At 66.6% G+C, this 23,117-nt stretch carries 21 protein-coding genes, 2 tRNA genes and 1 pseudogene; 9 read left to right on the top strand and 15 right to left on the bottom strand.

From position 1 onward, the window contains the following. From CA951_RS26210 to CA951_RS26185, 6 genes and pseudogenes are all read left to right on the top strand, one after another. A pseudogene (locus CA951_RS26210) lies at positions 1–220 on the top strand (2-oxo acid dehydrogenase); the annotation flags it as partial. Between the two features lie 75 nt (positions 221–295). Next, entirely contained in the window at positions 296–1,567 is a 1,272-nt protein-coding gene (locus tag CA951_RS26205; RefSeq protein WP_012688158.1) for a CdaR family transcriptional regulator, read from the top strand. Between the two features lie 127 nt (positions 1,568–1,694). Next, positions 1,695–2,612 carry an ACP S-malonyltransferase gene (locus CA951_RS26200; protein WP_087559601.1) on the top strand — a complete coding sequence of 306 codons (918 nt, stop codon included), beginning with the start codon at positions 1,695–1,697 and terminating at the stop codon, positions 2,610–2,612. 106 nt (positions 2,613–2,718) lie between these two features. Further along, on the top strand, positions 2,719–3,030 hold the full coding sequence (gene acpM, locus CA951_RS26195; RefSeq protein WP_087559600.1) for a meromycolate extension acyl carrier protein AcpM: 312 nt from the start codon (positions 2,719–2,721) through the stop codon (positions 3,028–3,030). A gap of 8 nt (positions 3,031–3,038) precedes the next feature. After that, positions 3,039–4,289, top strand: coding sequence for a KasA/KasB family beta-ketoacyl-ACP synthase (locus CA951_RS26190; RefSeq protein WP_087559599.1), 1,251 nt, complete (start codon positions 3,039–3,041; stop codon positions 4,287–4,289). Between the two features lie 95 nt (positions 4,290–4,384). Then, positions 4,385–5,818 carry an acyl-CoA carboxylase subunit beta gene (locus tag CA951_RS26185; protein WP_087559598.1) on the top strand — a complete coding sequence of 478 codons (1,434 nt, stop codon included), beginning with the start codon at positions 4,385–4,387 and terminating at the stop codon, positions 5,816–5,818. Positions 5,819–5,884: 66 nt separating this feature from the next. Here the strand turns inward: CA951_RS26185 and CA951_RS26180 are convergent, their stop codons facing one another. The 9 genes from CA951_RS26180 to CA951_RS26140 form a co-directional block, all read right to left on the bottom strand. Further along, positions 5,885–6,394: a DUF3145 domain-containing protein gene (locus CA951_RS26180; protein ID WP_087559597.1), complete on the bottom strand. Its 510-nt coding sequence runs from the start codon at positions 6,392–6,394 to the stop codon at positions 5,885–5,887. Between the two features lie 125 nt (positions 6,395–6,519). Beyond that, a complete protein-coding gene (locus CA951_RS26175) occupies positions 6,520–7,338 on the bottom strand; it encodes a serine hydrolase (RefSeq protein WP_087559596.1) in 819 nt (272 codons plus the stop codon). Positions 7,339–7,358: 20 nt separating this feature from the next. After that, positions 7,359–8,486 carry an NDMA-dependent alcohol dehydrogenase gene (locus CA951_RS26170; protein WP_087559595.1) on the bottom strand — a complete coding sequence of 376 codons (1,128 nt, stop codon included), beginning with the start codon at positions 8,484–8,486 and terminating at the stop codon, positions 7,359–7,361. A gap of 109 nt (positions 8,487–8,595) precedes the next feature. Next, on the bottom strand, positions 8,596–9,114 hold the full coding sequence (locus CA951_RS26165) for a DinB family protein (RefSeq protein WP_087559622.1): 519 nt from the start codon (positions 9,112–9,114) through the stop codon (positions 8,596–8,598). 572 nt (positions 9,115–9,686) lie between these two features. Continuing rightward, positions 9,687–10,550, bottom strand: coding sequence for an SIR2 family protein (locus CA951_RS26160; RefSeq protein ID WP_087559594.1), 864 nt, complete (start codon positions 10,548–10,550; stop codon positions 9,687–9,689). After that, a complete protein-coding gene (locus tag CA951_RS26155) occupies positions 10,550–11,755 on the bottom strand; it encodes a ParA family protein (protein WP_179220308.1) in 1,206 nt (401 codons plus the stop codon). Before CA951_RS26155 ends, CA951_RS26160 begins: the two co-directional genes overlap by 1 nt. A gap of 536 nt (positions 11,756–12,291) precedes the next feature. Beyond that, positions 12,292–12,774: an adenosine-specific kinase gene (locus CA951_RS26150; RefSeq protein WP_087559592.1), complete on the bottom strand. Its 483-nt coding sequence runs from the start codon at positions 12,772–12,774 to the stop codon at positions 12,292–12,294. A gap of 76 nt (positions 12,775–12,850) precedes the next feature. Continuing rightward, positions 12,851–13,348 (bottom strand): maleylpyruvate isomerase family mycothiol-dependent enzyme, encoded by a 498-nt coding sequence (locus CA951_RS26145; protein WP_179220307.1) that lies wholly within the window; start codon positions 13,346–13,348, stop codon positions 12,851–12,853. Between the two features lie 61 nt (positions 13,349–13,409). Continuing rightward, a tRNA-Ile gene (locus tag CA951_RS26140) sits at positions 13,410–13,483 on the bottom strand. A gap of 218 nt (positions 13,484–13,701) precedes the next feature. Here CA951_RS26140 and CA951_RS26135 point away from each other — a divergent pair. Next, the gene (locus CA951_RS26135; protein ID WP_087559590.1) at positions 13,702–13,932 is read left to right on the top strand and encodes a DUF6480 family protein; all 231 of its coding nucleotides are present in this window, start codon (positions 13,702–13,704) and stop codon (positions 13,930–13,932) included. Here the strand turns inward: CA951_RS26135 and CA951_RS26130 are convergent. Then, a complete protein-coding gene (locus CA951_RS26130; RefSeq protein WP_087559589.1) occupies positions 13,873–15,042 on the bottom strand; it encodes an AI-2E family transporter in 1,170 nt (389 codons plus the stop codon). The genes CA951_RS26135 and CA951_RS26130 overlap by 60 nt on opposite strands. Before the next feature lie 124 nt (positions 15,043–15,166). Continuing rightward, positions 15,167–15,239 (bottom strand) — tRNA-Asn (locus tag CA951_RS26125). 137 nt (positions 15,240–15,376) lie between these two features. On the opposite strand from CA951_RS26125, the gene CA951_RS26120 reads away from it, so the two are divergent. Next, positions 15,377–15,625: a hypothetical protein gene (locus tag CA951_RS26120; protein ID WP_037226505.1), complete on the top strand. Its 249-nt coding sequence runs from the start codon at positions 15,377–15,379 to the stop codon at positions 15,623–15,625. A 15-nt stretch (positions 15,626–15,640) separates the two neighbouring features. On the opposite strand, the gene dnaG is transcribed toward CA951_RS26120, so the two are convergent. From dnaG to CA951_RS26100, 4 genes are all read right to left on the bottom strand, one after another. Further along, the gene (dnaG, locus tag CA951_RS26115; protein WP_087559588.1) at positions 15,641–17,575 is read right to left on the bottom strand and encodes a DNA primase; all 1,935 of its coding nucleotides are present in this window, start codon (positions 17,573–17,575) and stop codon (positions 15,641–15,643) included. Between the two features lie 48 nt (positions 17,576–17,623). After that, entirely contained in the window at positions 17,624–18,829 is a 1,206-nt protein-coding gene (locus tag CA951_RS26110) for a lipase family protein (RefSeq protein WP_256974073.1), read from the bottom strand. Between the two features lie 86 nt (positions 18,830–18,915). Beyond that, complete coding sequence (locus CA951_RS26105; protein WP_087559586.1) at positions 18,916–20,214, bottom strand: deoxyguanosinetriphosphate triphosphohydrolase; 1,299 nt, start codon at positions 20,212–20,214, stop codon at positions 18,916–18,918. An 8-nt stretch (positions 20,215–20,222) separates the two neighbouring features. Then, positions 20,223–20,915 (bottom strand): YdcF family protein, encoded by a 693-nt coding sequence (locus tag CA951_RS26100; RefSeq protein WP_087559585.1) that lies wholly within the window; start codon positions 20,913–20,915, stop codon positions 20,223–20,225. 69 nt (positions 20,916–20,984) lie between these two features. Here CA951_RS26100 and CA951_RS26095 point away from each other — a divergent pair, with 69 nt between their 5' ends. Beyond that, positions 20,985–23,048: a YgcG family protein gene (locus CA951_RS26095; RefSeq protein ID WP_087559584.1), complete on the top strand. Its 2,064-nt coding sequence runs from the start codon at positions 20,985–20,987 to the stop codon at positions 23,046–23,048. Positions 23,049–23,117 lie beyond the last annotated feature (69 nt).

Genomic DNA, 23,117 nt, shown 5'->3' with positions numbered 1-23,117 from the left:
CCCCCCCCCCGCCCCCGGGGGGTTGGGTTTCNCCGCCCCCCGCCCCGCCGCCCGCCGGTACTTCAACGTCGACGCCGAATCCATCGTCGTCGCCGTCCTCTCCGCCCTCGCCGGCGAAGGCACCCTCGACCGCTCCAAGGCCGTCGAAGCCGCCACGAAGTACCGCATCGACGACGTCCGCGCCGCCGCCGTCTCCTACACGGATACCGGAAGCGCGTAACGCCGCCATCCTCACCCACCGCCGCCCGTGTGTCCGTCGGACAACACGGGCGGCGGTGCGCGTAGGTTCTTGACTATGGTCGAGCAGAGTCCGTTGGTCTCCCGCAGACGACAAACCCGGGATCCGTTGCCCGACGCACTGTTGCGTCGCGTCAAACAGTTCTCCGGGCGCCTCTCGACCGAGGCCGTCACGACGATGCAGGATCAGCTGCCGTTCTTCGACGACCTCGACGCCGCTCAGCGTTCCAACGTGCAGTTGCTGGTCCAGACCGCGGTCGTCAATTTCCTCGAATGGCTGAAGAACCCGGACAGTGACATCCGGTTCAGCCTGGACGCGTTCCAGGTGATTCCGCAGGATCTCGCACGCAGGCTCACCCTCAGCCAGACGGTGGACATGGTCCGGGTGGCGATGGAGTTCTTCGAGCAGTGGCTCCCGGCGCTCGCCCGCAACGACCAGCAACTGATCGCGCTCACCGAGGCCGTGCTCCGCTACGGCCGCGAACTGGGTTTCGCCGCAGCCTCCGTGTACGCCAGTGCCGCGGAGTCGCGCGGCGCCTGGGACACCCGGCTCGAGGCCCTCGTGGTCGACGCCGTGGTCCGCGGCGACACCGGGTCCGACATGTTGTCGCGGGCGGCGACGCTCAACTGGGACGCCACCGCCCCCGCCACCGTCATCGTCGGCACACCGCCCGAGGACGAACGGGTCTCCGTCGTCGGCACGGTCCACACCATCGCGCAGAGGCACGGCCGGGCGGCGCTCGCCGTCGTGCAGGGTTCGCGGCTCGTGATGGTCGTCAGCGGCGAGCTGCAGGAGGGGTCGGGGCACTCGAGCTTCATGACCGACCTGCTCGGCAAGTTCTCGGACGAGCCGGTGATCATCGGGCCGACCACGCCGACGCTCGGCGCGGCCCACTTCAGTGCCGTCGAGGCGCTCGCCGCAATGCAGGCGGTCGCCGGCTGGCGAGGCGCCCCCCGGCCCGTCCACGCCGCCGAGTTGCTACCCGAGCGGGCACTGCTCGGCGACAACGCCGCAGTCACCGCTCTCAACGACCATCTGGTCGCTCCGCTGGCGGCCGCCGGAGGTGTTCTCACCGACACTTTGGACGCGTACCTCGACTGTGGAGGTGCGGTTGAGACTTGTGCCCGGCAGCTGTTTGTTCATCCAAATACTGTGCGGTATCGACTGAAGAGAATCGCCGAAGTCACGGGACGCGATCCGACGAATCCGCGGGATGCGTATGTGCTCAGAGTGGCCGCCACCGTGGGTCGATTGACACATTCCCATAACGAACCCATATCACGTTTAACACCAGTCACACCCTTCCCATTCGGAGAAGCAGGGCTGTAACGAACGTCTGTCCAGATTCGATGCGAGGACCCCACGTGCAATTTTGTGGGAACCCAACAAATCCGCCGACAAAGGTTCATCCGCAACGACATCTCGCGGTACGCCGTCGACGGTGTTCTCTTGAAGAGTGATTTCGTTGCTCGCCCCGGGTCAGGGCTCTCAGACTCCCGGCATGCTCATCCCTTGGTTGGAGCTGCCGGGTTCTCATGACCGTGTCGCACTGTGGTCGAAGGCTGCCGGCCTCGACCTCGTCCGCCTCGGTACCACCGCGACCGCGGAGGAGATCACCGATACGTCGGTGACTCAGCCTCTCGTCGTGGCCGCCGCAATCCTCGCGTTCGAGGAACTCGACGCGCGTGGCCTGGTTCCCGCAGACACCATCGCGGCCGGGCACTCCGTCGGTGAACTCGCCGCGGCCGCTGTCGCCGGGGTCCTCTCCGCCGACGACGCCGTCGCACTCGCCGCCGTCCGCGGCGCGGAGATGGCCAAGGCGTGCGCACTCGAACCGACCGGCATGTCCGCGGTCCTCGGGGGCGACGAGGCCGAGGTGCTCGCCCGCCTCGACGAACTGGGCCTCGAACCGGCCAACCGCAACGCCGCGGGCCAGATCGTCGCGGCAGGTCTGCTGACGGCGCTCGAGGAACTCGCGGCCAACCCTCCGGAGAAGGCGCGGGTCCGTGCACTGCCCGTCGCGGGCGCATTCCACACCCGGTTCATGGCTCCCGCGCAGGAGGCCGTCACCGAGGCTGCGTCCAAGATCACACCGGGTGAACCCACCCGCACTCTGCTCTCCAACGCCGACGGCGCACCGGTCGCATCCGGAGCCGACGCACTGACTAAGCTGGCCGCGCAGGTAACCCGACCTGTGCGTTGGGACCTGTGTACCGCAAGCCTGCGGACCGCTCAGGTCTCGGCGATTGCGGAACTTCCACCAGCCGGAACCCTGGTCGGTATCGCCAAGCGTGAAATGCGCGGCACGCCGACTCTGGCACTCAAGACCCCGGGGGATATCTCCGCGCTAGCCGAACTGACAGAACTCGGCTAGTTTGCTGCGCGCACCTCGGTGCGTGCAGGGCCCGCAGGCGCGGCCGATGGGGACGTGCCTGCACAACTCCAGATACATCTACACCGAATCAGAAGGGAGCCACTCAGTGGCCGCCACCCAGGAAGACATCATCGCCGGACTCGCGGAGATCATCGAGGAGGTCACCGGTATTGAGCCGTCCGAGGTGACCATCGAAAAGTCTTTCGTCGACGACCTCGACATCGACTCCCTCTCCATGGTTGAGATCGCCGTCCAGACCGAGGACAAGTACGGCGTGAAGATCCCCGACGAGGATCTCGCCGGACTGCGCACCGTCGGTGACGCCGTGAACTACATCCAGAAGCTCGAAGCAGAAGGTGGCGCCGACGCGGAGGCCGTGAAGGCCAAGCTCGAAGCTGCCAAGAACGACGAGGAGTGAGCTCAGCCGTGACTTCCGCCTCGACCAACGGGAGACAGTTCCCCAACATCGTCGTCACCAGCCTCGCGGCTACGACGTCGATCGCTGGTGACGTGGATGCCACGTGGAAAGGCCTGTTGGCCGGCGAGAGCGGCATCGACACCATCCAGGAAGCGTTCGTCACGGAGAACGACCTTCCGGTGACGATCGGCGGCAAGCTGAAGGTGTCGCCCGACGAGTCGCTGTCCCGGGTCGAGATCCGCCGGATGAGCTTCGTCGAGCGGTTGGCGCTCGTCCTGGGCCGTCAGGTCTGGGAGAACGCCGGCAGCCCGGAGGTCGACAAGGACCGCCTCGGCGTCGTCATCGGCACCGGACTCGGCGGCGGCGAAGCTCTGATCGACGCCGTCGAGAAGATGAAGGCCGGTGGCTACCGCAAGGTGTCGCCGTTCGCCGTCCAGATGGTGATGCCCAACGGTCCGTCGGCCACCGTCGGACTCGAGCTGGGGGCCCGCGCCGGAGTGATCACTCCCGTGTCGGCCTGCTCCTCGGGTTCCGAGGCCATCGCCCATGCGTACCGCATGCTGGTGATGGGCGACGCCGACATCATCGTCGCCGGTGGCGTGGAGGGTTACCTCGACGCCGTGCCGATCGCGAGCTTCGCGATGATGCGTGCGCTGAGCACCCGCAACGACGATCCGAAGGCGGCTTCACGGCCGTTCGACAAGGATCGCGACGGCTTCGTGTTCGGTGAGGCCGGAGCGATGATGGTCCTCGAGACCGAGGAGCATGCCAAGGCTCGCGGTGCCACCATCCACGCCCGCCTGCTGGGCGCGGGGATCACCTCCGACGGGTTCCACATCGTCGCTCCCGACCCCTCGGGTTCGGGCGCTGCGCGGGCCATGACGAGGGCGATCGAGACTGCTGGATTGACGAAGAAGGACATCCAGCACATCAACGCGCACGCCACGGCTACGCCGATCGGTGACACCGCCGAGGCGAACGCCATCAAGGCTGCCGTCGGCAACCATGCTGCGGTGTACGCACCGAAGTCCGCGTTGGGGCACTCGATCGGCGCCGTCGGTGCGCTCGAGGCGGTGCTCACGGTCCTGAGTCTGCGTGACGGAGTCATTCCGCCCACGCTGAATCTCGAGAATCAGGATCCAGAGATCGACCTGGATGTCGTCAAGGGCGAAGCCCGGTACGGCGAGATCGATTTCGCGATCAACAACTCGTTTGGTTTCGGTGGGCACAACGTCGCGCTCGCCTTCGGCCGGGTCTGACAGCCGGTCCTGCTAGATCGCGGGTGGAGACCTCTTCTCTGAAGGGGTCTCCACCCATCGACAGCCCTCGAGGGGCCCCTACAGAGGAGGACGCGATGACAATCCTGGCACCCGCGACGAAGTCCGATGCGTCGATCGACCCGCGCGATCCCCTTGCGCGCCTCGAGAAGCTGTTCGACGCCGGGACGGTCGTCCCGCTCCATCCGCGTGACAAGTCCGGTGTGCTGGCCGCGTCCGGCAACATCGACGGTGTCCGCACCATCGCCTACTGCTCCGATGCCACCGTCATGGGCGGCGCCATGGGTGTCGAGGGCTGCAAACACATCGTGACGGCGATCGATACCGCCCTCGAGGAAGATGCCCCCATCGTCGGGCTCTGGCACTCGGGTGGCGCGCGTCTCGCCGAGGGCGTCGAGGCCCTGCACGCCGTCGGACTGGTCTTCGAGGCCATGGTCCGCGCGTCCGGCCGCGTCCCACAGATTTCCGTCGTCCTCGGCTTCGCGGCTGGTGGTGCGGCATACGGTCCCGCGCTGACCGACGTCGTCATCATGGCGCCCGAGGCCCGCGTGTTCGTCACCGGACCCGACGTGGTCCGCAGCGTCACCGGCGAGCAGGTCGACATGGTGTCGCTCGGCGGCCCCGACACGCACACCAAGAAGTCGGGTGTGGCGCACATCGCCGCACACGACGAGGGTGACGCTCTGCACCGGGCGCGCCGCCTGGTGTCCATGTTCTGCGAGCAGGGCGAATTCGATCAGGCCGCGGCCGCGCACGGCGACACCGATCTCCGCGCGCTCATGCCGGAGTCGGCGAAGCGCGCCTACGACGTCCGCCCGATCGTTCACGAACTTCTCGACAACGTCGAGGGCGAGTCGAGTTTCGAGGAACTGCAGGGCAATTACGCCCGCAGCATCGTCACCGGACTCGGACGCCTCGGCGGCCGCACCGTCGGGGTCATCGCCAACAACCCGCTGCGCCTGGGCGGGTGCCTGAACTCGGAGAGCGCCGAGAAGTCGGCTCGCTTCGTCCGGCTGTGCAACGCATTCGGCATCCCGCTGGTCGTGGTCGTGGACGTTCCCGGATATCTCCCCGGGGTGAGCATGGAATGGGAAGGCGTCGTGCGCCGCGGAGCCAAACTGCTCCACGCGTTCGCCGAAGCCACCGTGCCCCGGGTGACGGTCGTGACCCGCAAGATCTACGGCGGCGCCTACATCGCCATGAACTCCCGTGCTCTCGGCGCCACCGCCGTCTACGCGTGGCCCGACGCCGAGGTCGCCGTCATGGGCGCCAAGGCGGCCGTGGGCATCCTGCACAAGCGCGCCCTGGCCGCGGCGCCGGAAGAAGAGCGCGAAGCCCTGCACGAGCGTCTGGCCGTCGAGCACGAGAGCATCGCCGGCGGCGTCGACCGCGCCGTCGCGATCGGTGTGGTGGACGAGGAGATCGACCCGGCCAAAACGCGCAGTGTCGTCACCGCCGCCCTCGCCGCCGTCCCTTCCACCCGCGGCGACCACAAGAACATCCCGCTGTGATCTGAGCATTGATCGAGAGAAGGCCCCCACCGGCGGTGGGGGCCTTTTCGCGTCCGTGTGCGGGTGTCAGCCGACGTCGCGGCGCAGCCAGGTGACCTCGGCGCCTTCGCCGCCGCTGCGGAACGGCTCCAGCGCCTCGTCCCAGGCGGTTCCGAGGGCGTAGTCCAGTTCGGCGGCGATATCACCGCCCGCCTGCATCAGTGCACGCAGTCGCATCTCCCCCACGACGACATCGCCGTTCGCGCTGGTGGATCCGTGCCATAGACCCATGCCGGGCACGTGACTGAACCGTTCGCCGTCCACTCCCTCGCTGGCGTCCTCGGTGACCTCGAAACGCAGCATCGGCCAGGCGCGGAGCGCATTGACCAACCGCGAGGCGGTGCCGACGGGCCCCACCCAGTTGGTGGTCGCGCGCAGAACGCCGTTGGAGGCCGGCTGCGAGGTCCATTTCAGGTTCGCTCGGCAGTCGAGGGTCGCGGTCAGCGCCCATTCGATATGGGGGCACAACGCGGCGGGCGACGAGTGGATATAGACAACACCAGCCGTCACGTCCGCGAACTGATTCAATGCGCGCACTCGAGCCTCCTGCTTCGACGAGGGACGTCTTCCCCAACGGCCTCAGTCGGTGTGTGCAGCACGCTCGGTTGACCAGTGTGCCCTGTGATGCGTGTGTTGCGCCAGTGATTCGAGCAATCGGTGTGTCATCGTCGTCGGCGTTCCGAGAGGATACCGTCGCTCAGTTCGGTCCACATGGGCTTGGCCCAGTCGCCGAAGTCCCGGTCCGTCAACGCGACGCAAGCCAGGCCCGCGACCGGATCGACCCAGAGGAACGTGCCGGACTGCCCGAAGTGTCCGAACGTCTGTGGCGAGTTGCCCGTGCCGGTCCAGTGCGGGCTCTTGCCCGACCGGATCTCGAATCCCAGACCCCAGTCGTTGGGACGCTGTGAGCCGTATCCGGGCAGAATTCCGTCCAGTCCGGGGAATTGCACCGAAGTGGCGTCCGCGAACGTCTGAGGCGAAATGAGCGCCGGGCGGAACAGTTCGGCGGCGAAGCGGCCGAGGTCTCCCGCCGATGCCTGCGCTCCGTGGCCGGCGGGCCCGACCAGAGCGGACGCGCCCATCGACAGCGGAGCGAAGACGGATTCCGAAACGTAGTCGGCGAAGTCGATCGACGTCTCGGCGGTGAGGAGGTCGGCGAGCACCTCGTAGCCGGCGCTGGAGTAGATCCGCTTGCGCCCCGGTGCCGTCTGCACGCGGTCCGCGTCGAAGGCGAGGCCCGACGCGTGCGCCAGCAGATGACGCACCGTCGAGCCCTCCGGGCCTGCGGACTGGTCGAGTTCGACGGCCCCCTCCTCGGTGGCCACCAGGACTGCGTACGCGCAGAGCAGTTTGGTCACCGAGGCCAGCGGGAAGACACGCTGCTGGTCGCCGTACTCGCCGATCACCCCTTCGTCTCGCGACAGGACCACCGCCGCAGCGTTGTCCACGGGCCATCGGGCAATCTGATCGAGACTCTGCACCCGGTCAGACTACGAGACCGTCACCAGTCGGCTTCGGTGTACCGAATGACGCCGCGAATGTTCTTGCCGTCGAGCATGTCCTGGTACCCGTCGTTGACGCCTTCGAGGCTGTAGGTGCGGGTGATCATGTCGTCGAGGTTCAGCTGCCCCGACTTGTACATGGCCAGCAGGTTCGGGATCTCGACGCGGGCGTTACCGCCGCCGAAGATGGTGCCCTTCAGGTCCTTCTGCAGCATCGAGAAGAGGAACAGGTTCAGCTTGACGTCCATGTCGGTCATCGCACCCATGGCCGTGACGACGCACGTGCCGAACTTACTGGTGAGCAGCAGGGCTTCCTCGACGTATTCGCCGCGCATCTCCCCGACCGTGATGATCGTCTTCTGCGCCATCAGCCCGTTGGTGAGTGCGATGATCGGCTCGATCGCGGCGGCAGCGCTCTCGAACGCGTGGGTGGCCCCGAACTTCAGCGCCTGTTCCCGCTTCCACGGCACCGGGTCGATGGCGAAGATCTGACGGGCCCCGGACGCCACCGCGCCCTGCAGCGCGCTCATGCCGACACCCCCGACACCCATGATGACGACGGATTCGCCCGGCTTCACCTCCGCCATCCGGGTCGCCGAACCCCATCCGGTGGGTACGCCGCAGCCGACGAGGGCGGCGACGTCGAAGGGAATGTCCTTGTCGATCTTCACGACCGACGTCTCGTGCACGACCATGTAGGGCGAGAACGTCCCGAGCAGGCACATGGGGATGACGTTCTCGCCGCGCGCGTGGATGCGGAACGTGCCGTCGCTGATCGCCAGCCCGCTCAGGAGCCCCATCCCGAGGTCGCAGAGATTCTGATGTCCCGCCGAGCACGCCGGACAGCGTCCGCAGGCGGGTACGAAGGAAAGCACCACGTGGTCGCCGACCTCGAGATCCTTCACCTCCGGGCCCAGCTTGGTGATGACGCCGGACCCTTCGTGGCCGCCCATCACCGGGAAGGACGCCATGGGCATCGAACCGGTGACGATGTGGTGGTCGGAGTGGCACATTCCGGCCGCTTCCATGCGAATCTGCACCTCGCCCGCAACCGGATCGCCGATCTCGATCTCCTCGACCGACCACGGCTCGTTCAGGCCCCACAGGATCGCACCCTTGGTCTTCATGTGACTCCAACCCTTCGTTCATGTCTGCACATCTGCTGATGTGACGATAGACACAAACCGATCGAATTGGAACACGTTCTACCGAATCGGGTCCGGGAATCCGAAACTGTTACCCCGACACGTCGTGGAGGTGGTGGATCGGGTCGTGGACGAAATACCTGGCGAGGGTCTCCACCGTGAACGAGGCGCCGTCGCTCCGCCGCCCGGTCCGCGAACGGAGTTCCGGCGTGACGGCCGCGAAGTTGTCCGCCACCGCGGCGCCTGCCGCACGCAGTTCGGCGTCCACGACGACCGGGTCCTGCTCGTTGTAGCGCTCGGCGATCGCCGTCTCGTCCTGATCCCAGTTCGGGAACGGGGGATCCGTCTGCTCGAGGATGAGCCGGAGGCGGACGTCGAAGATCCGGAACACGTCGCGAACGTGCGCGGCGTACTCGAGGGCCGACCACGTCTGCTCGTTCGGCCGGACAGCCACGTCGGCACGGGTGAGGACCGGCGACCAGGCATCCGCGTTCGCCCGGACCAGAGCGGGAATGTCCTCGTACCGGGTTGCGGCCGAGTCGAACCCGCAGTCGGGGCACGCCCCGTCGAGGACCCAGGTCCAGTTCTTCGTGTCGGGAGTGATCGCCATGCCGGTCATCGTAGAGCGCCGGGCGGTTGCCGCTCTCCGGTCCAGTGGACGGAACACACGGTTCACGTCTGTCAGCATTCGACACGGGTATTGTCCGACCGCGAATTGCTGCCCCGAGGATCAAGCCATTCTCCATATAGCCAGTCGAGTCGCGAGGCGGCCGGAGGCCCGCTCTTTTCGATCGATATGACCCAGACCGTGCCGCCACCAGTACGACCCTACGTCTAGGTTTCGGGTTCGCGATGCATCAATCTCGGAAGATGGACATTTTCCCCGAGGCGGTGCGCATTCGAGGCTAAGAGCACTGCACGCCGTAGGTTAGCCGCTGGGCGAGTCCAGGGCACGATCAAACACGTCATGTATCCCGCGGCATCGGCCCGCGCTAACCGGGCGACCACTTCGCTCACCTCGGCGGCCGCGTTGGCATTATTCCCAGCGCGACCCCTCGGCAAGTAGGTCGAGCGGTTCCGACCCAACCACTGAGCCGCACTCGTGCCCCGCAGTGGTGCAAGTCGCGCGACCAGGTTCGGTAGGGCCATTCCCAATTTGTTCATCACCCGAACCGTTGGGCACTAGCTTCCGCCGACCGCCCGATAAGCACTGACATCAGCGGAGAGACTTCTCAACGCTTCGACAACTTGGTCATGCTTACCTTCTTCGTATTCAAGGAACCTAATGTTATAGGTTTCTTCAATGGCGCGAGTTACTGAAGGATGTCGCCCGCCCTGCACCACGGCGTAGTGTGTGTGATCGCTTGGCGCGGCAATGTAGGAGGTTTGCAACAAGAGTTCAATGTCCGGGTCACCCATAAATCCTGTGCCAATGAATAGAAGCGTACTATTGAGAAATATTGCATCGAGCGCGGCGTAAAAATGTGGAGAATCTCGACGCGCCTCGAAATACTGCTTCCTCGTCAGTACTATATTTTGCGGATCAGAAACACAACCGTGGGCTTTAATTATCACCCGACGATTCGATCGCAGATCGTTTATGAGATGTCGATCGTAGTATCGGCAAACATTGTAACCCGCCGCCGCAGCGCCGCCGCGAGCCAAAGACTCTAGAATCGTATCGTAATTAGTGGTGATCATCACCTTCGGATCGATTTCGAGAATAAGTCGATGAAGCTCTGACGGAAGAAAGCAAGGCTTTTCAAACTGATCGCGAATAAACAAGGCGAAATCAGCTTTTCCCAGAGAATCTGCGACGATCTGCGCTGCGTCCAGCGCAGCCCCCTTCCTAAGTAACTCCATCGCCGCATCTCGATCACCCGCTGACGACATCCGCCCCACCCCTGCTTCGATGAAAGTCGTCCAATCCGGCGGCGTTACTCCAGACGCACTCGCGGAGGATGCAGAAGCACCCGCACCGAGAACGACTACGCACCGACGCTCAGCCACTTCAGTCAACAACGACTGCGGCCATTTTATGGCCATCAGGAACCCATATTTCTTGCGAGCGACTCAGTCACTGCCCTGATGGTATGCAAATAGTTCTCCTGCTGTCTATATTGACCCCCCGCGAGGCCGTCCGAGGACTGCAAGGCAGAGATTGGCGCGTTAACCGACTGGGCAAGTGGAATAAGACTATACATATTTGGAACATCGCCAAGTTTGAGATCATTCATATCCAGATCTGGCGGCGTGAATTTTCCCAAGCTCTGTTCCACTTCGTTGGGTATCCCTGACAGAATTGCTTCGAAGGCCTGAGTCGGGCGGCGCACTCCCTGTTTAGACTTCGTTATGTATTGCTGTACGGTATAGCCAACAAATGATGCATTAACCTGACCTTCGGGATCAATCCCAAATTTTTCGAGAGCATCTGGATGACGACTTGTACACAAGGACAATCCAGTTTTGTAAACGGAGATCCAGTTGTTCAACCACTCGGCTATGTTTCGAATCCCCACAACGGAAAAGATGTCGGCCCCCATCGGAGCGACGAAGTAGTCCGCTCCGATCAATATAGTGCGGTTGAGAGATCCTAGGCTTGGGCCCACGTCGAACAAGATGACGTCGTAACGGTCCTCATACTCGCGAAGGAGCGACGGTATCCAATTGGTTCGCCTGATACCACCGATATCCCCACCGATCGCCTCTCCCCACGCACGGCTTAATAAATCTTCGATGATAGACATTCGCGGATGCCCCGGAATGAGATCGACTCCGAACCTATTTTGCGAGGATTTCATCGGAGAGACACCGCATTGAATATCGGCGTCACCAAGTTCAATCGGCTGCAAAATGTCGATGATTGTCTGCTGGTCGTCACCGATCTTTTCCCAGTAAATGGATGCCCATTGATCGGTCTCCAAAATCAACTGGGTCGAATTGCATTGCGGATCACAGTCCACCAGCAAGACCCGAAGACTGCGTTGATCAGCGAACTGTGCAGCGATATTGCAGGCAAGCGTCGTCTTTCCAACGCCCCCCTTGTTGTTGAAGAACACGACACTTCGCATGAAACCTCCAGGTTGACTGCGCAATAGACTAGCTCGAACAAGATCAGACGGCCTAAACGAATCGCCGTTCTTCTGCTTTCTGTGAAAACCGATGTTGTGTGGACAACCAGCCGACGCCGCCGATCCAATGAGCAGTCGGAGCTCGCGTGCCACGAACATCGGCAACAACGCGCGGTCCACGCGCACACTTTCTGGAACCACTGGACCCCACTGGCGCCGCTCCCTTGCATCGCCGACACTATTGCAGTTCCGCCGAGAATGGCCTCGCCTATAGCGTCGAAAGCGCATACATCCCGTCGCATGAGGCCGTACTGCACTGCCGCGCGAATGCCGCCAGCCAGTACCGGACGATCATGCACGCCAATTGTTACTCTCGGACACCCGCTCGACCGAGGGTGCAGACCGTTGAGGAACGGTAACTGCGGCAGGATGCCTCAATTTCCGTCCTGTCTCGGGGAGGGCACTTGACTTTGGCCCGCTGGACTGCCCTCTGTCTGACAGAAGTCTGCAGCATGTCACGCGAATACGTTCTCAGCGTAGGAACTGTCCGGATCAATGGTTATCGTCGGGCTACCAGGAGCCGAGCCGCGACTCGTGACAGAGTGGGCAGACGTCCCGTGGATACACATCTACAGTTTGGGACAGTGTCGAGGTTGACGGAGAAGGTGTTCCCACGCGAACGTCGTTCGCATCTCATTGACCGCGCACCCGCTCGCTCAGAGTTTGTACCCGATCGTCCGCAGCAACGCCTTGCGGTCGGCGACGTCGGCACTCGTCTCCACACCGGCCGGTGGGCGCCCGTCGATCACGCCGGCGATGCCCCGGCCGAGTTCCGTCTCGGCCACGATGATTTCGACGGGGTTGGCGGTGGCGCAGAAGATGCCGCACACCTCCGGCACCTGTTTCAGCGTGTTCAGGACGTTCACCGGATAGCCGTCCTCCAGAAATACGAAGAACGAGTGGCCCGCGCCGACGGCGACGGCGTTGCGCGTGGCCAACTCGACGAGGCGGTCGTCGTTGCCGGAGTTGCGCACGAGGCGGGGTCCCGACGCCTCGCAGAACGCGATACCGAACCGGAGGTGCGGACCCACTCCCACCAGGGCCTCGTGCACGTCCTCGACGGTCTTGATGAAGTGGGACTGTCCGATGATCACGTTCATGTCTTCGGGCTTGTCGATCGGCACGATCTGCAGGTCCACTATGGCCTCCTCGGGTGACTTTCAGTCTGCCCCGCTCCGGCACCGAGAACAACGACGCGGCACGTGCGTGCCTCGGTCAGGCGCCGACGTGGGCGGCGAATGCTGACCGGCCGGGACCGGTGAGGTCGCCGAGTGCGTCGCGGCGCCCAGCCATCGCCATCAGCAGCGCTTCCCCGCTTCCACTCACCTGCGGTCCCCGGCCGTGGGACCAGTCGAGATCCGTCGCCACCAGCTTCACCCCGCGAGCTCGCCAGGCGCCGCGGATCAGCGGAGCGAACCAACCGGCTGGCAGACCGCTGGGTTCGGCGTGAATGCGCATCAACTCGAGCAGCTGCGCGGGGGTGCGGTCCGCGAGGTCGGCGACCCCGAGTTCGTTGACCCGATCCTGCAGGAACCAGCCCTTCGCGAACCGTGCGGCCAGGCTGCGGAAATCGAGTTCGTCGTAGCTGATCACGTGCGCGACCACGTCCCGGACCCGCCACCGCTCGCACAGGCTCGGCGACTCCCACTGGTGCGGGGACAGACCGGCGAGCAGTTCGGCGAATTCTTCCCGTTCCTCGCGCGCCAACTCCATGGACTTCACACTGCCCGCCTCCGGGCCGACTTGGGAAGCCCCGGCCGACCGGGGAAGTGGGTGGGGCGGGCGGGGCTCGAACCCGCGACCAATGGATTATGAGTCCACGGCTCTAACCGACTGAGCTACCGCCCCATCACCGCACTACTCGCATCGCGGCCTGCCGATGTTACCGTGCGCCCGCCGCGGGCGCGTAGCCGGGACGAAGCCGGTCCCGACAGCGCTTTTCGTCGTCGACGGGTCGATTCGACGTCCCGATCGCGGCGCCTGCTCGTCGTCCTGTGTGCAAATACGCCTCCCGGGGTACGCGGGTGTCACCGTCATTGCCGAGGATCACGGGAAGGGAGTGGACGATGAGCGTCGAACATCCAGGACCGGAACCGGAAGACGCACCGGCCCTCGACGCGGGTGGGGGCGTTCAGCCGGGCGACACACCACCGGACGCCGGCCAGACGTCGGGGTTGTCGCACCCGCAGCCGATGCCGGGTCGGACGGTGCCGGTCCTCGCCTTCATCCTGATCGGGCTACTCATCCTGGGAATCGCGGCGTTCTTCGTCGCTCGCGTGTTCGCGTTGTTCGACTGAGATGACCGTCGCCGGTTCGTCGGCGACGAGTTCGTATCGTCGCCCGTACGTTTCGACGAGGGCCTGGATCGCCGCGACCACCGGGACCGACACCAGCGCTCCGACCGCACCGAACAGCGAGGCGCCCACGATCACCGACCCGAACGCGACCGCGGGGTGGATCGAGACCGTCGCGGACGTGATGCGCGGGTGCAGCACGTAGTTCTCGATCTGCTGGTAGACGGTGCCGAACACGATCACCCACACGCCGTCCATGGGCTGGGACGCCGCCGCGATGATCGCCGGGAGGGCGATCGCGAGGTAGGTGCCCAGCGTGGGGACGAACTGCGAGACGATGCCGGTCCACAGTGCCAGCGGCAGCCAATAGGGCACGCCGATCACCACGAGGAAGATGCCGGTGGCGACCGAACTGATGGCGGCGAGGATGAGCCGCGACACGACGTAACCACCGGCCTTCTCGACCGAGATCTCCCAGACCACCGAGATGACCCGCTGTTGCCGCGCGGGAAACCAGCTCGAGATGGTGCGGCGGAGAGCCGGTCCCTGCGCGGACATGTAGAACACGAACAGCAGCAGCGTCAACATCTGGAAAACGACGCCGAGCAGCGAGGACAGCACGCCGAGAACTCCGGGCGTGAATCGCTCGGCGAGGTCCCGCACGGTCTCGGGGGTGAGGCGGATCAGATCCTCGCCGGTCGCGAAGTCTGTGTCGAAGACACGATTGGACCAGTCGGTGACGGAGGACAGGGCGCTCGGCAAGGCCTTGAGGAGCTGGGCGAGCTGCTGGGCGAGCAGTGTCCCGAAGAGCGCCAGAAATCCGATGGCGAAGACGAACAGTGCCAGCAGAACGAGTCCGGTGGCGAGGCCGCGCCGCAGCCCCCGGCGCTCGAGCCAGTCGACGACCGGTTCGAGGGTGATGCTGAACAGCCACGCGAGAAACAGCAGTCCCAGGAATCCGCGCAGGTTGACGAACAGCCACCCCGACAACTGGTAGGCGGCGACGGCCAGCAGGACGTACAGGATCGAGGGCAGCAACCACCGTGGGGCATCGCGGGCGCCGAAACGCCGGACCGGCCCCGTCCGCTCGGTTTCGCCGCCGTCCTCGCTCATCGCACACCCCGCGGTCGCTTGCTGCCGATACAGCGGGAATGTACTCGCCCGGGACGCGCACCGATCCGAATTGGCCGGGTGCAGCAGAAAACCCCGCCCGGATGGACCGGACGGGGTTTCGGTGCTCCCCCGGCTGGACTCGAACCAGCAACCGTCCGATTAACAGTCGGAAGCTCTGCCAATTGAGCTACAGGGGATTATTCTGCTGTGCTTCGCCGTTCCCGGCGATGCGAGAGAAACTGTAGCGCATAGCCCCACCCCAGTACCAAATCGCCTGCCTGTCGACGCATCAGGCAGGATGGGGGAGGTCGTTGTGCGTCGGGAGGAAGCGGGAATGATGCGGTTGTTGATCGGTATCGCTGCTGGGTACGTGCTGGGTACGCGAGCAGGACGTGCGCGCTACGAACAGATCAGCCGGGCCACCAAGGCCGTGGCCACCAGCCCGGCCACGAAGAAGGTGTTGCAGATGTCACGACAAAAGTTGTCCGACTCGCTGAACACCCAGCCCAAGCTCGAACCCATGAAACCGCTCGACGAGGACACGACCATCCTGGTTCCCCAGGATCAGCTCAAGAAGAAGTAGCCGACGGCGGCCGGTTCAGCCGGCCATGCCGTCACGGTTGGTGTCGCCGATCGCCTGATCGAGCAGGCTCCGGCGGTACTGTTCCAGGGCGACGAGGTCGCCGAGCAGCGAGTGGAACTCGTCCGACGCCGTAGCCGGCGAGATGCGCTGCAGCTTGGATTTCAGTTCCGCCACCTGCTCCCCCACCCACACCTCCTGCAGGCGTGCGATGACGCCGGAGATGTATCGCGGGACGGTGTCCTCCTCGGCGGGCAACGGTTCGACGGCGAGTTCGGACACGAGAGACGCCGCTGTGACGTCCTCGACTCCCCGACTGACTGCGTCGACCCACTCGCCGCCGCCGAGGCCCGCGCTGGCGCCGCCCGCCGCGATCATCGATTCGCGGATCACGACGTACGTCGGGTGCGTGAACGTCTCCACCGGCAGCGAGTCGAAGACGGTGCCCGCGATGGCCGGGTACTGCAGCGCACCTTTCAGCGCCTCGCGTTGCGCCCACAGCGTCGGGTCGTTCGGCCGGGGCCGGGACAGGCCGACCGGCAATGGCGGGGCGTCCTGGTTCTCGTCCCGGGCCGCCCTCTTCCTGGGCGGCGCGGTCACCGACCCGCGGGTGGACGCCCCCTTGCGCGCCTCGTCACGCACCCGTTGCCGGACCGCGGCGATGTCGTCCCAGCCCACCCAGCCGGACAACTGGACGGAGTAACTGTCACGCAGCGTCGCTTCCTTGATCTGGGCGACCACCGGCACCGTGCGCCGCAGCGCCTCGACCCGGCCCTCCGCGGTCTCGAGGTCGTGCTCGGTGAGGATCGACTTGACCACGAACTCGAACATCGGGGTGCGACGTGCCACCAGATCGCGGACGGCGGCGTCACCGGACTTCTGCCGCAGTTCGCACGGGTCCATGCCGTCCGGCGCGACGGCGACGAACGTCTGCCCGGCCATCTTCTGGTCACCCTCGAACGCCTTCATCGCCGCGGCCTGGCCTGCGGCGTCCCCGTCGAACGTGTAGATGATCTCGCCGCGAAAATAGCTGTCGTCCATCAGCAGTCGCCGCAACATCGAGAGGTGGTCGTCACCGAACGCGGTGCCGCAGGCGGCGACGGCGGTCTTGACCCCGGCCAGGTGCATCGCCATGACGTCGGTGTATCCCTCGACCACCACCGCCTGATGCCCTTTGGCGATCTCCCGCTTGGCGAGGTCGAGCCCGAACAGCACCTGAGACTTCTTGTACAGCACGGTTTCCGGTGTGTTGACGTACTTGCCGGGCATGGTGTCGTCGTCGAACAACTTGCGGGCGCCGAAACCGATGACGTCGCCGGAGAGGTTCCGGATCGGCCAGAGCAGCCGCCGGTGGAAGCGGTCGATGTGACCGCGCCGCCCTGCCTTCGACAGGCCCGCGGCCTCGAGTTCCTTGACGTCGAAACCCTTGCCCAGCAAATGCTTCGTGAGGATGTCCCAGCCGTCGGGCGCATACCCGCAGCCGAACTGCTGCGCGGCCTGGGCGTCGAAGTTCCGTTCCGTCAGGTAGTCGCGGGCGGCCTGCGCGTCGGGCTCCTGTAGACGCGCCGAGTAGAACTCCTGCGCGGCCGCGTTGGCCGCGACCAGCCGGGCGCGGGTGCCGCGGTCGCGCTGCACCGACGTTCCGCCACCCTCGTACGAGATGGTGTAGTTAAGCCGGTCGGCCAACTGCTCGACGGCCTCGACGAAACTGATGTGGTCGATCTTCTGGAGGAACGAGTAGACGTCGCCGCCCTCGCCGCACCCGAAGCAGTGGAAGTGCCCGTGGTTGGGGCGCACGTGGAACGACGGCGACTTCTCGTCGTGGAACGGGCACAGCCCCTTCATGGAGTCGCCGCCCGCGCGCTTGAGGGAGACGTACTCCCCCACGATGTCCTCGATCCGTGTGCGCTCGCGAATGGCCGCAACGTCACGATCAGGGATTCTGCCAGCCACGCCCGACAGTCTAGGCGCTCTCCCAGAGCCCGGAATTCCGCCTCGGAATCAGCAGTTCGAGGGGGCGGGAATCCCGGCGAATCGGTCGCCGAGATAGCTGAACGCGGGGCCGGCGCCGAGCATGGTGGCGGTGCCGTGGTCGGCGCCCGGGATCACGTCGAACTGCACCCGCGCACCCTGTGAGCAGTACCGGGCGACGGTGTTCTGCACCGGTCCGATGGCGACGAGGGGGTCCGCGCTGCCGTGCCAGACGAACATCGGGGTCCGCGGAACCCCCGGATACAGTTCGACGCTGTTCTCGTCCATCACCGCGCGGCCGGACGGATCGGCGAGGATCCCGGGACCGTTGGTCAGGTCGGGCAGCGATTTGCCCGCACCGGCGCCGAGGATCGAATCGGTGCACATGTTGCTCATCTGCGCGCGCAGGGCGAGTCCCTCGTCGTTGAGGCCGTCCCCGAGCGGGGAACGCGTCGGGTACTCACGCTCGAGCCCGATAGCGGCCGCGAAACCCAGGCCGAACGCCTGCGAGCGGGTGCCGCCGAGGCGGTCGGCCAGTTCGCCGATGTTGACCGGGGTGCCGCCCTCGGCGGCGCCCACGATGTTCAATTCCGGGGCGTAGGTGGGGGCGAGCGCCGCAGCCCAGTTGGTCGCCATGGCGCCACCCGAGTACCCGGCGAGCCCGACCGGACTGCCGCCGAGACCGGCCTCGGGGAGCCGCTGCGCGGCGCGGACGCCGTCGAGGACGAGCCGGCCGCCGAGTTTCGCCGCCCCGTACGCGCTGGTGGGACCGAGGTGGTCGGGCACGGCGACCGCCCATCCCCGCGCGAGCAGGGCGTTGAGGGCCGGGGCCTCCTGGAGTCCGCCGTTGAACAGCTGATGCGACGGTGCGCATTCGAGCCCGAGCGCGTTGACGAACGGCTGATACGACACCAGCGGCCGGTTCGCGGGAGTGCCGCGGGGCACCAGCACCGTGGTGACCGCGGCGATGGGCGCGCCTGCGGAGTTGGTCGACTTGTACTTGACCTGCCAGGCGTCGGCGGTGGGGAAACCGGTGGCGGCGACCGGACGGCTCGCCAGCACGTCACCGTCGGCGCGCGCCCCGACATCGGCGGGCGCACCGTAGAACGGGTCGGGGTCGGCGAACGGGTATGCGGGCGCGGCCTGTACCGCGGGTGGGGCCAGCAGGGCGGCGCCGACCGCCACCGCCAGCGCTGCGGATGTCGAACCGATGATCTTGCGCACTGCAGACTTCATCCCGTCTCCCTGACCATTGGGTGCAAGCTGTCTGTAGTCCTATTCGTAGCACCGCGCCGGCCGGATTGGTCCGACTTCGATGTTCGTCAGCCCCAGCTCGCCTGGGCCCCGAGACTGGACTTGTCGACGCGTTCGAGCCTGCTCTCGGTGTAGGAGGCGATCTGGTCGACGACGACCCGGACTCGTGCGGGGTCGTCGGCCGCGGCGTTCCAGGCCGGAACCAGGATCGGGTCGAGCCCGTCGGGTGCGGTCGCGAGCAGCCATTCCGCGACGCGGTGCACGCGGTCCCGCTGCCGTTCCTGCCGCGCCCGGTGGCCGGCATCGGACATCACGAAATTCAATGCGAACGTCTTGAGCAGCGCCACCTCGGACGCCACCACCGGCGGGACCACCAGATCGGCGTCGTACCGGGCGACCGGCTTGTCGCCGTGGACGTCGCGGGTCCCGATGATCGCGGCGGTCGCGAACCGGCCCACCAGTTCGCTGGTGAGGTTTTTCAGGGCGACCGAACTGGTGAGCGTGCCGTCGTAGCTGCCCACCGCGACGACGACCGGCAGAAGGCTGAGCCGTTTCGCGGCCTCGACGAGTTCCTCGACGTCGAGTCCCACGAACTCCGCGGCGCCGAACTCGGCGAGCGCCCGCTGGTCCACCGGATCGGCCAGCGCACGCAGGTCGATGCGCCCGTCGATCACCCCGTCCTCGACGTCGTGCACGGAGTAGGCGACGTCGTCGGCCCAGTCCATGACCTGCGCCTCGAGACACTGGTGACCGTCCGGGGCGCCCTCACGGATCCACGCGAGCACCTCGGCGTCGTCGTCGTAGGCCCCGAACTTGGCGCCCGGGCGCGGCCGGGTCCACGGGTACTTGATCGCCGCGTCCAGCGACGCCCGGGTCAGGTTGAGCCCGGCGCTGCGTCCGTCGGGGTAGAGCACCTTCGGTTCGAGGTTCGTCAGGATGCGCAGATTCTGGGCGTTGCCCTCGAACCCGCCGCAGCGTTCCGCGACCTCGTCGAGGGCCTTCTCACCGTTGTGACCGTACGGCGGGTGACCGATGTCGTGCGCGAGGCCGGCGAGGTCGACCAGATCGGGATCGCAGCCGAGACCGTCGGCGATCCCGCGGCCGATCTGCGCCACCTCGATCGAGTGCGTCAACCGCGTCCGCGGGGTGTCCCCGTCCCGGGGGCCCACCACCTGGGTCTTGTCGGCGAGCCTGCGCAGCGCTGCCGAGTGCTGGACGCGCGCGCGGTCGCGGGAGAAGACGGAGCGGTGCTGGGCGGCCGCGATCTGGCTGCCCGGGATCCCCGCCCGTTTCGGTGCCTCGCGGACCCGCCGGGCGACGTCGTGCGCGGAGTACACCTCGCCGCGGGGTGTCGTGTGTGGTGTCATCGAAACGCCTACTGTCCCGCCGTGTAGGGGAAGTCGGCCGAGAAGTGGGTGAGCTGATACCAGATCAACGCCCCTGTCTCCCGGGCGATTCCGTGCAACTGCGACTCTCGGGTGAACACCGCGGGCCCCTGCCGGGTGGGCGCCGTCCAGGCCTCGAGTCCGGCGTCGCGGGCCATCGTCCGGGTCCGCAGCGAATGCCACGGGTCGCTGACGAGCACCGCCGAATCGATGCCCTGCGCACCCATCGCCTCACTCACCGCCTCGATGCTGAGCAGGGTGTCGGACCCCTCCTCGACCGCGGTGATGCTGTCGGCGGGGACACCGCGCGAGATCAGGTAGTTCTTCCCGGACGCCGCCTCGGTGTACTCGTCGCCCTCCTGCTTGCCGCCGACCGTGATGACCTCCGGGGCCACCCCGCGCTCGTACAGCTTGTACGCCTGCTCGAGCCTGGCCTCGAACACGGACGACGGGGTTCCCGAGTACTGGGCGGCGCCGAGCACCACGATCGCGTCGGCCGTCGACGTGTCGTCGATCCGCGCGACCTGCCACACCCGGACCGCGGTGCCGAGCACCAGAGTCGCCGCGAGGAGAACGACGCCGGCGATGATCCGGCGGGTCCACCGCGCCAGCGTGCCTGCGAACCCCAGGCGCGCAGGATGGCGCGGGAGGTCGTGGCGTTCACGGCTCGGTGCAGAATTCACTCCCTGATTCTGCCAGCTGTCGCCGAACTGTCCCGATGACGACTCGCCACACCCGATAGATTTGCTGGCATGCCACTCGCACCGCGCCTCGAGCAGACGCCGTCGTCCCACCCCCGAATCCCCTTCCCCGGCGCCCGGCGGTGCGCCGCCCTCGGCGCCGTCTCCACACTCCTGACGCTCGTGGCGATCCTGTTCTCCCCCGCGATCGCGTCGGCGGACGCACCGTTCCGCCTGCCCGGCCAGATCACGGACACCGTCGGGGTACTCGACGCGGACCAGCAGAGCGACGTCCAGGCCGCGATCGACCAGCTCTACGACGAGCACAAGGTGCGGTTGTGGGTGGTCTACGTTCCCGACTTCAACGGTCTCGGCGCAGGCCCGTGGGCGGATCAGACGGCGCAGGCATCGTCCCTCGGCGATCGCGACGCACTGCTCGCGGTCGCGACGGTCGACCGTGAGTACGCCCTCATCGCACCGGACGGGCTGTCCGAGATCACCAGCGACGAAGCCGAGTCGATCCGGGTGGACGCGGTGGAACCGGCCCTGCGCGAGGAGGACTGGGCCGGCGGCGCGATCGCCGCGGCAGGCGGGCTCGGTGACGCGATGAGTCCGGGCGGCGGAATGTCGGTGCGCACGCTGCTGATCGGCGGCGGCGTGGTCGTCGTGGGCGCGGGCGGGCTCGTCCTGTATTCGCGGAAGAGGAAGCACGACCGGTCCCGGGCGGGCGTCGAGGCGGCACGCAGCATCAGCCCCGAAGACACGGCCGCACTGACGGCGCTGCCGTTGGACACGCTCGACGAGCGAGCCAAGGAGGTGCTCGTCGAGACGGACGACGCGCTGCGCACGAGCCAGGAGGAACTCGAACTGGCCCGCGGCGAATTCGGCGAGCAGGCCACCGCTGCGTTCACGGCGGCGTTCGACACCGCGCAGTCCACCCTCGCGGCGGCGTTCACCGTGCGTCAGCGACTCGACGACGCGATCCCCGAGACCCCGCAGCAGCAGCGGGAGATGCTCATCGACATCATCACCTCGTGCGGGCGCGCCGACCGCGAACTCAACGAGAAGGTCCAGGAGTTCGACGGTTTGCGGGACCTGCTGATCAACGCCCCCGATCGGCTCGACGCGCTCACCCGCGACATGGTGGCGCTGACCGTGCGCATTCCCGACTCCACGCAGACCCTCGCCACCCTGCAGACCGAATTCCCGGCCGCCGCACTCGCTTCCGTCGCCCACAACGTGACGATGGCGGAGGAGCGGCTCGCGTACGCGGAGAAGGCCGTGGCGGAGGGCCGGGACGCGGTCGCCCTGCCACCGGGGAAGCAGGGACCGGCGGTGTCGGCGATCCGCGGCGCCGAGGGCGCCCTCGAACAGGCCCGGATTCTGCTCGACGCCGTCGATCACGCCGCGGAGGACATCCGGCACGCCATCGCCACGCTGCCTGCCGCGATCACCGACGTGGAGGCGGGGATTGCGGCCGCGGCCCAGTTCACCGAGCAGGGTGGGGACCGGCTCGCGGCGGCCCGCGCTGCGGCCGAGGCCGCGCTGGCGGCGGCCCGGACGGCCGCGGACACCGACCCGCTCGGCAGCTTCACCCAGATCGTGAAGGCCGACGCGGAACTCGACGCCGTGCTCGCCGAGGCGCAGGAATCGCGGCAGCAGGCCGAACGTGCGCAACAGCGTCTCGAGCAGGACCTCGTGGCGGCGCAGTCGCAGGTCACGGCGGCGTCGGACTTCATCGGCACCCGCCGCGGCGCGGTGGGAGCGGAGGCACGGACCCGCCTGACGGAGGCGCAGCGGCACCTGGCGGGGGCGCAACAGTTGCGCACCACCGACGCCTCCCGCGCACTGCAGCACGCCCAGGCCGCCGCGGGCCTGGCCGCCGACGCGCTGCGCCTGGCACAGAACGACGTGAGCCGCTGGGAGTCCCGCCAGCGGCCCGGCCCCGGCGGCGGTGGCGGGAATGCCACCGGCGCGATCCTCGGCGGCATCCTGATCGACAGCATCCTGCGCGGCGGATTCAGTGGCGGCGGCAACTGGGGTAGCCGCGGCTCCGGCGGCGGCCGCGACAGCGGTCCCCGTTCGTTCGGCGGGCCGAGCAGTTCGGGCCGGATCAGCGGGGGCGGCCGATTCTGACGTCCCCCCGAGCATTCGTCGCACTCGCCTGCGTCGCGGCCACCTGCTGCGGCGTCCTGTCGGGGTGCG

It is taken from the genome of Rhodococcus sp. NCIMB 12038 (assembly GCF_002165735.1).
In the GTDB taxonomy this organism is placed as follows: Bacteria; Actinomycetota; Actinomycetes; order Mycobacteriales; family Mycobacteriaceae; genus Rhodococcus_F.
The sequence above is the reverse complement of the archived record's forward strand: the minus strand, read 5'-3'. Positions and strand labels throughout refer to the sequence as shown.

Bases quoted from the DNA above. Each gene is read 5' to 3' on its own strand.
- CA951_RS26135 (WP_087559590.1), top strand. From the start codon at position 13,702: ATGAGCGTCGAACATCCAGGACCGGAACCGGAAGACGCACCGGCCCTC.
- CA951_RS26205 (WP_012688158.1), top strand. From the start codon at position 296: ATGGTCGAGCAGAGTCCGTTGGTCTCCCGCAGACGACAAACCCGGGAT.
- CA951_RS26130 (WP_087559589.1), bottom strand. From the start codon at position 15,042: ATGAGCGAGGACGGCGGCGAAACCGAGCGGACGGGGCCGGTCCGGCGT.
- CA951_RS26165 (WP_087559622.1), bottom strand. From the start codon at position 9,114: ATGGCGATCACTCCCGACACGAAGAACTGGACCTGGGTCCTCGACGGG.
- CA951_RS26110 (WP_256974073.1), bottom strand. From the start codon at position 18,829: ATGAAGTCTGCAGTGCGCAAGATCATCGGTTCGACATCCGCAGCGCTG.
- CA951_RS26120 (WP_037226505.1), top strand. From the start codon at position 15,377: ATGATGCGGTTGTTGATCGGTATCGCTGCTGGGTACGTGCTGGGTACG.
- CA951_RS26105 (WP_087559586.1), bottom strand. From the start codon at position 20,214: ATGACACCACACACGACACCCCGCGGCGAGGTGTACTCCGCGCACGAC.
- CA951_RS26095 (WP_087559584.1), top strand. From the start codon at position 20,985: ATGCCACTCGCACCGCGCCTCGAGCAGACGCCGTCGTCCCACCCCCGA.
- CA951_RS26160 (WP_087559594.1), bottom strand. From the start codon at position 10,550: ATGGCCATAAAATGGCCGCAGTCGTTGTTGACTGAAGTGGCTGAGCGT.
- CA951_RS26170 (WP_087559595.1), bottom strand. From the start codon at position 8,486: ATGAAGACCAAGGGTGCGATCCTGTGGGGCCTGAACGAGCCGTGGTCG.
- CA951_RS26185 (WP_087559598.1), top strand. From the start codon at position 4,385: ATGACAATCCTGGCACCCGCGACGAAGTCCGATGCGTCGATCGACCCG.
- CA951_RS26145 (WP_179220307.1), bottom strand. From the start codon at position 13,348: ATGGAGTTGGCGCGCGAGGAACGGGAAGAATTCGCCGAACTGCTCGCC.